Origin of the sequence: Enterobacter cloacae complex sp. I1M (genome assembly GCF_014982425.1) — a bacterium.
GTDB classification, from domain to species: Bacteria; Pseudomonadota; Gammaproteobacteria; order Enterobacterales; family Enterobacteriaceae; genus Enterobacter; species Enterobacter intestinihominis.
In genome coordinates this window covers 122,650-129,155 of sequence record NZ_JADCLG010000014.1, presented here as the reverse complement: position 1 = coordinate 129,155, position 6,506 = coordinate 122,650, and the positions used below count along the sequence as shown (strand labels likewise).

At 56.3% G+C, this 6,506-nt stretch carries 6 protein-coding genes; 3 read left to right on the top strand and 3 right to left on the bottom strand.

What is annotated here, in order from left to right; translation table 11 throughout:
- Positions 1-28: 28 nt before the first annotated feature.
- The gene (locus INF86_RS09675) at positions 29-868 is read right to left on the bottom strand and encodes an AraC family transcriptional regulator (RefSeq protein ID WP_193543463.1); all 840 of its coding nucleotides are present in this window, start codon (positions 866-868) and stop codon (positions 29-31) included.
- 166 nt (positions 869-1,034) lie between these two features.
- Here INF86_RS09675 and INF86_RS09670 point away from each other — a divergent pair, with 166 nt between their 5' ends.
- From INF86_RS09670 to INF86_RS09660, 3 genes are read left to right on the top strand one after another with little or no spacing between them, the layout of a single operon-like run.
- Positions 1,035-2,849, top strand: coding sequence for a DUF2264 domain-containing protein (locus INF86_RS09670; protein ID WP_193543462.1), 1,815 nt, complete (start codon positions 1,035-1,037; stop codon positions 2,847-2,849).
- 31 nt (positions 2,850-2,880) lie between these two features.
- A complete protein-coding gene (locus tag INF86_RS09665; protein ID WP_022649415.1) occupies positions 2,881-4,146 on the top strand; it encodes an oligosaccharide MFS transporter in 1,266 nt (421 codons plus the stop codon).
- A gap of 28 nt (positions 4,147-4,174) precedes the next feature.
- Positions 4,175-5,308, top strand: coding sequence for a glycoside hydrolase family 88 protein (locus INF86_RS09660; RefSeq protein WP_193543461.1), 1,134 nt, complete (start codon positions 4,175-4,177; stop codon positions 5,306-5,308).
- A 66-nt stretch (positions 5,309-5,374) separates the two neighbouring features.
- Here INF86_RS09660 and INF86_RS09655 read toward each other — a convergent pair whose 3' ends face one another.
- Both INF86_RS09655 and lysM read right to left on the bottom strand, forming a co-directional pair.
- Positions 5,375-5,902 carry a hypothetical protein gene (locus INF86_RS09655; RefSeq protein ID WP_023298611.1) on the bottom strand — a complete coding sequence of 176 codons (528 nt, stop codon included), beginning with the start codon at positions 5,900-5,902 and terminating at the stop codon, positions 5,375-5,377.
- Between the two features lie 39 nt (positions 5,903-5,941).
- A complete protein-coding gene (gene lysM / locus INF86_RS09650) occupies positions 5,942-6,382 on the bottom strand; it encodes a peptidoglycan-binding protein LysM (RefSeq protein ID WP_022649412.1) in 441 nt (146 codons plus the stop codon).
- Between the last annotated feature and the right edge of the window lie 124 nt (positions 6,383-6,506).

Below are 6,506 nucleotides of genomic sequence, written 5' to 3'. Positions count from 1 at the left end.
GGAACCCTCAGCCCCGTGGGTGAGGGCGTCAAACCGCACGATGGTTCTTCCGGTACTGCAGCGGCGTCTCGCCAATCCCTTTTTTAAACGCGCTGATAAACCACGTCACGTCGGAAAAACCCGTCTGTGCGGCAATGTCACGCACGCTCGAATCAGTGTGGAGTAAACACTCACACGCCTTACGCAACCTTAGCGTATTCAGGTAGTCGTGAATTTTTTCGCCCGTTTCCGCATGGAATTTTCGCGATACGTAGCTGCGGGATTTACCCAGCTCATTGGCCAGCACATCCAGACGAAATTTCTCCTGATAATGCTCGTCGAGCCAAAACATCACCTGGCTGGCGATCCCCTGGCTGTTTCCCGGCTCGCCGTCGCGATCGTCGGGCAGCATCGCGAACAGGCCTATCAGCAGGCTGGCGATGCTCTCGCCGTTCATTGGCGGTTTATAGCAGCTAAACAGATGGTCGATATGGTGATGGAAGTGGGCTAAATCGGCGACCCACGCTTCGCCGCCACGGCGTGACAGCCGCTCCAGACGCTGCCGGGTCTGGGGAAAATCCCGCAGGATCTTCAGCACCGCGTGCTGGTCGAGATGAATAATGGTGCGGCGGTAAATTGCCTCCGCCTGTTCGTCCACCATGACCTTGTGCAGCGTAAAAGGCGGGAAGAAAAACAGCCGTCCGGGGCGCATGGTGTAGTGACGATTATCGACAATCGCCACGCCAAAGCCCTCTTCCACATAGAGGATCTCCAGACACTGGTGCCAGTGATGGTAGCGCACGGTATTGGCAAACAGGCGGCTGAACGAGGCCACGGTATCGTTCAGGGCGATCAGTTCCAGAAGATCGGATGTCGGCGTGTCGCGCATAGTGCAATAAAACTCAACTTTTTCCCGTCTGACCGTCTTTATAAACCACCTTTTTAAATTTTCTCAACTGGAGGTTTATTCATCGTTCATGCCTGTGACACGGCTAACATTTCTGCCCCTTGCGGATTCACTATGCTTTGCCGCAGTTGATTACGAGGGCGAACCGATGTGGGCGGCAAACAAAGAAAAATCAAATCCGTTGTCTTCACGCCAGGAGGTAGTGGCGTCGTTGAATGCACTTTTACAGGCGCTGGATACGCAATTTCCGGCGAACCTTTCACGATTCTCGCTGGGTGATACCTGCGCCCATTACACAGCGGATATTGCGCAGATGGAGGGACTTTCCCGCGCGCTGTGGGGGCTGTTTCCGCTGATGGCATCCGGCGAAAGCACGCCGTTCAGCGAGAAGTACCTTACTGCCATTAAGCTTGGTACCGACCCGCAAAGCACCGGCTACTGGGGTGAAACCGGCCCGTACGATCAGCGTCTGGTAGAGATGGCGGCCTACGGTCTGGGGCTCGCTCTGCTGGGAGATAAACTCACCGCGCACTTTACCGGGCGCGAGGTGATGAACCTGCACGCGTGGCTCAACCAAATCACCGACGCGCAGATGCCGGACAGCAACTGGAACTATTTTGCCATTATGGTCCAGCTCGGCTTTAAGCGCGCCGGCCTGCCGTACGATCAAGCCGCCATTGACCACCGCTTTGCGCTGATGGACGCCTACTATCTCGGCGACGGCTGGTACTCCGACGGTCCCGGCCGCCCGAAAGACTATTACATCTCCATGGCTTTCCATTTTTACGGCCTGATTTACGCCACCCTGAGTGACGACGAGGCGAGGGCGAAGGTGCTGCGCGAGCGCTCGCGTCTGTTCGCGGAAGACTTTATCTACTGGTCCGCCGCCGATGGTGCCTCGGTGCCGTTTGGCCGCAGCCTGACCTACCGCTTTGCCATGGTTGCCTTCTGGAGCGCGGTGGCCTTTTCTCAGCTGGACGTCTTCACCCCGGGTATCGTGAAGGGCATTGTGCTGCGGCATCTGCGCTGGTGGCAGCAGCAGTCGATTGTCGATCGCGACGGTATTCTTACCCTGGGGTTTGCGTATCCGAACCTGGCGATGTGCGAGGATTACAACTCCCCCGGTTCACCGTACTGGGCGCTGAAAACCTACCTGATCCTGGCGCTGCCGGAGGCGCATCCGTTCTGGCAGGCCGACGAGCAGCCGCTGCCCGCGCTTGCTGAAAAACATGTGATCCCGCATGCGCAGCAGATCCTGATGCATTCGAAAGCTTCGCAGCACGTCGTCATGCTCACCGCTGGTCAGCTGGAGCTGAATAACTACGTCAACACCGAAGCGAAATACACCAAATTTGCCTACTCCAGCCGCTTCGGATTCACCATTGAGCGCGGGCGTTTTGGCCAGAAGCATGCCGCCTGCGATTCGATGCTGCTGCTGGCGGACGAAGATGACTATTTCCGCGGTCGTCGCGAGTGCGAAGAGGTTCGGGTGGATGAACATTACATTTTCTCGCGCTGGTCGCCGTGGCGCGACGTGCAGATTGCGACCTGGCAGATCCCGTTCGGGGAGTGGCACCTGCGCCTGCACCGTATCAACAGCGCGCGCACTCTGCAAACCGTCGAGGGCGGCTTTGCGGTGATGAAAACCGCCCACCAGGTGCGCGATCGCGGTTGTTATCTGATGGCTGAAAACGGCAGCAGCGTCATTGTCGATCTTTCGCCGGTCATTCACCGCCAGCCAGACAGCATCGTCACGCCGCCGAACAGCAGCATTATGTTTGCGGAGTGCGCTTCCATTCCGTTGTTAAAGGCCGACCTCCCGCAAGGGGAAAGCTGGCTCTGTTGCGCCGTTCTGGCTGGCGGAAAACAGCCCGTTGCGGCGACGCCGCAGCTGAATATAACCCATAGCCGGGTCGTCATTAGCGAACCCGGAAGCGAACGTAAGCTGTCGTTCACATTATAAAAATCTGGCCCTACACGTCGGCGAGGATGATATGAAAAGCACATCGACAACTAACAGAACTGAATATTACAAAATCAGTAGCTTTATCTTTCTCTATTTCTTTACCTGGTCTGCCAGTATTGGACTGCTGGCGATCTGGCTTGGCCAGAAAGCCAATCTCAGCGGCTCGGTGATTGGAACCGTTTTTGCGGTGAACGGGATATTCTCCGTTATTCTTAAACCGATCTACGGCTATATTCTCGATAAGATCGGCATGAGCAAATACCTGCTCTATTTTGTGGTGATCATGTCGGCCCTGATGGCGCCGTTCTTTATTTACGTATACCAGCCGCTGTTAATGTCTAATACCCTGCTGGGGATTATTATCGGCGCGCTCTATTTAAGCTTTGCCTGGTACGCGGGTGTGGCGGCGTGCGAATCGTATTCCGACCGCTTTAGCCGCTTAAACGGCATGGAGTTCGGGCAAATTCGCATGTGGGGTTCGCTCGGCTGGGCGGTGGCATCGTCCTTCTCCGGCCTGCTGTTTAACCTCTCACCGGCGTATAACTTTATCCTCGGCAGCGTGGCGTCGGTGGTGATGCTGATCGTCCTGCTGAGCCTGAAAGTGAACACTAACTCCATTCACGCGGGCGAGGTGCTGACGAAAGAGAAAATCGCCCCGTCAGACGTTTACGCCCTGCTGCGAAACCGCAAATTCTGGGCCTTCTGCCTGTACGTGGCGGGCGTGGCGTGGATGATGTTTATCGCCGAGCAGCAGTTCTCGCGCTATTTCGTCACCTTCTTCGATGATATTCATGAGGGCAACGCGGTATTCGGTTATCTCGGGACCGTGCAGTCGGGCATGGAATTTGTCATGTATATGGTGGTCCCGCTGTTTGTGAACTTTATTGGCGCCAAACGCGGGCTATTAATTGTCGGGCTGGTGGTCGGGGCGCGTCTGATTATTTCCGGCATGTGTGATTCTCACCTGTTAATTTCAGTGCTTAAGCCGCTGTACGGTCTGGAAATTTGTCTCCTGCTGGTGTCGGTATTTAAATATATCGCCGAGCATTTCGACAAGCGCGTCAATGCCACCATGTATTTACTCGGCTATCAGGCAATGCTCTACGTTGGCAACGTGGTGGTCTCTTCCCCTGCCGGCTATATGTATGACCGTATTGGCTTTGAGCACACCTATATCATCATGGGCGCAACGGCGCTGACCTTTACCCTTATTTCTGCTTTTACGTTATCCGCCTGTCAGAGCAAATGGCGCGGGGCTCGTGCGCTGAACGTAGCAGAAACGTCAACACGATAAATTACGCCGTCAAAGAAGGAACCGAAATATGTTAAGTCGTATCAAAGAAGAACCTCTGCCTGTTATCGCTGCGCCCGTTGACTCCCGCGCATTCAGCGATGAACTGAATTCGGCGCGCAGCCACGTTCTGGACCTGATTAGCCGTCATTTAACGGAGTTCGGCGACAAATTCCCGGCGGAAACCTGCCAGAACGGTTTTTATCCGCTGACTGTCAACGTGGAGTGGACCACCAGCTTCTGGACCGGGCAGCTATGGCTGGCATGGGAGATGAGCGGCGAGGAAAAATTCCGCGCGATGGCGGAAAAACACGTGCGCTCGTTTGGCCTGCGCATCGCCGGGCGCAACGACACCAACACCCACGATTTAGGCTTCCTCTACACGCTCTCCTGCGTAGCCGCGTGGCGGCTGACCGGAAATCGCGAGGCGCGCGGCTTCTCGCTGCTGGCGGCGGAAGCTCTGCTGGAACGCTTCCACGAGAAAGCGAAGATCATCCAGGCGTGGGGCGATCTCTCCGATCCGGACCAGGCCGGGCGGATGATCATCGACTGCAACATGAACCTGCCGCTGCTCTACTGGGCAACGGAGCAGACGGGCGATCCGCGCTTTGCCGACGCCGCAAAAGCGCACGTCATGCAGGCGGCGACGTACCTCATTCGTGACGATGCCTCCACATTCCACACCTACTATATGGATGTGACAACCGGCGCACCGCGCTACGGCAACACCCAGCAGGGCTACGCCGACGACTCCTGCTGGTCACGCGGGCAGGCGTGGGGAATTTACGGCTTCCTGCTGAGCTATATCTATACCGGCGACGAGACGATGATCGCCCTGTCAAAACGGCTGGCGAACTACTTCCTCAATCGCCTGCCCGACGACTACGTCTGCCACTGGGATCTGGCGCTGGTGGGCACCGACGCGCTGCGTGATTCTTCCTCGGCGGCGATTGCGGTATGTGGGCTGCTGGAGCTGGTGAAACACCTGCCGGTCACGGATCCGGATCGCGAGCGCTATATGGAATGGGCTAAAGGCATTATGTCGTCACTGACGAAACACTATCTGATGGGGAGAGAAGAAAAGGGCAACGGGCTGCTTAAACACTCGGTTTACCACCTCGGGAGCAACAAAGGCGTGGATGAGTGCGCAAGCTGGGGAGATTAGTTCTACGTTGAGGCGCTGGTGCGTTTCACCCGGAGCTGGAAACTGTACTGGTAACTGGCCGGGGGATTACCATCCTAGCACGTCTTTAATGACGCGCCGGTAGGGCGTATCAAGCTGGGCAGGCACGCGGCAAATATAGTCCCGCGCATGGCTGCGGGTCTCTCCGCTGAGGCCGTCGAGATAAGCGATGGCTTCGTCCACGGCAGGAACCCTGCCTTCCTGTGACGCGCTTCTCGGCGGGAGCCCGGTCCAGATGATCGCTTCAATACCTTTCTCCCTGGCCCATGTTGTCAGGATACCCGTGTCGCGTCCGGTGATTAGCAGCGAGCCAATGCCATCGCAGCGATCCTCGGGAATGGCTTCGCGCTCACGCAAAGCGCGGCAGGCCACGCTCAACGTCGTGGCCTCCAGCCATGCCCAAAGCACCGGCACGGCAGGGGCATTCATACAGATGGCGGTCGCCAGTTCACCGCCATCGCTGACCCGACAGAACTCGACGGGCAAAGAAGGCCCGTCGGTCTGCCACTCACCGGCTACCGGTAACGCGCCGCTTTTCCAGATTAACGAACCCCAGCCAAGACAAGCTATTTTCATTCTGTTCCTCTGCGCGACGTGAACCGACTGTTTTAGACGTTATGCTTTAGGAATACGCAGCGTCTGGCCGGGATAGATTTTATCGGGGCTGGAGAGCATAGGGCGGTTAGCCTCAAAAATCTTGTTGTACTGGTTAGCATCGCCGTACACGGTTTTAGAGATCGCGCTCAGGGTATCGCCGGATTTCACCGTATAGTAAGTAGCTTCATCTTTGGCATCTGTCGCGGTGATGTTGTTCTCCACCTCGCTGACGCCTGCGATGTTGCCGACGGCGACCTGGATTTTTTCTTTCTGCTCCTGCGTCAGCCCGTCGCCCGTCACGCTGGCTTTGCCGTCGGTGACGTCAACCTGAACCTTATCGGAACCGGGAATGTTGAGTTTCTTGAGGTGCTCGGTGATTTTGTCGCTCTGACCCTTATGATCGGTCAGATTGTCCCACAGCTTTTCGCCTGCTTCTTTTACGAAATTAAAAAGACCCATTCCATCCTCCTGTTTAACATGAAGTCAGAATAAGCATAGCAGTTGAGTGTTAAGGTGATAAAAAAAGCCCGGTGGCGTTAACGCTTACCGGGCCTGGGAGGGAAGTTGTAGGCCGGGTAAACGC

Excerpts from the sequence above, each read along its gene's own strand:
- INF86_RS09675 (WP_193543463.1), bottom strand. The coding sequence starts at position 868 with ATGCGCGACACGCCGACATCCGATCTTCTGGAACTGATCGCCCTGAAC.
- INF86_RS09670 (WP_193543462.1), top strand. The coding sequence starts at position 1,035 with ATGTGGGCGGCAAACAAAGAAAAATCAAATCCGTTGTCTTCACGCCAG.
- INF86_RS09665 (WP_022649415.1), top strand. The coding sequence starts at position 2,881 with ATGAAAAGCACATCGACAACTAACAGAACTGAATATTACAAAATCAGT.
- INF86_RS09660 (WP_193543461.1), top strand. The coding sequence starts at position 4,175 with ATGTTAAGTCGTATCAAAGAAGAACCTCTGCCTGTTATCGCTGCGCCC.
- INF86_RS09655 (WP_023298611.1), bottom strand. The coding sequence starts at position 5,902 with ATGAAAATAGCTTGTCTTGGCTGGGGTTCGTTAATCTGGAAAAGCGGC.
- lysM (WP_022649412.1), bottom strand. The coding sequence starts at position 6,382 with ATGGGTCTTTTTAATTTCGTAAAAGAAGCAGGCGAAAAGCTGTGGGAC.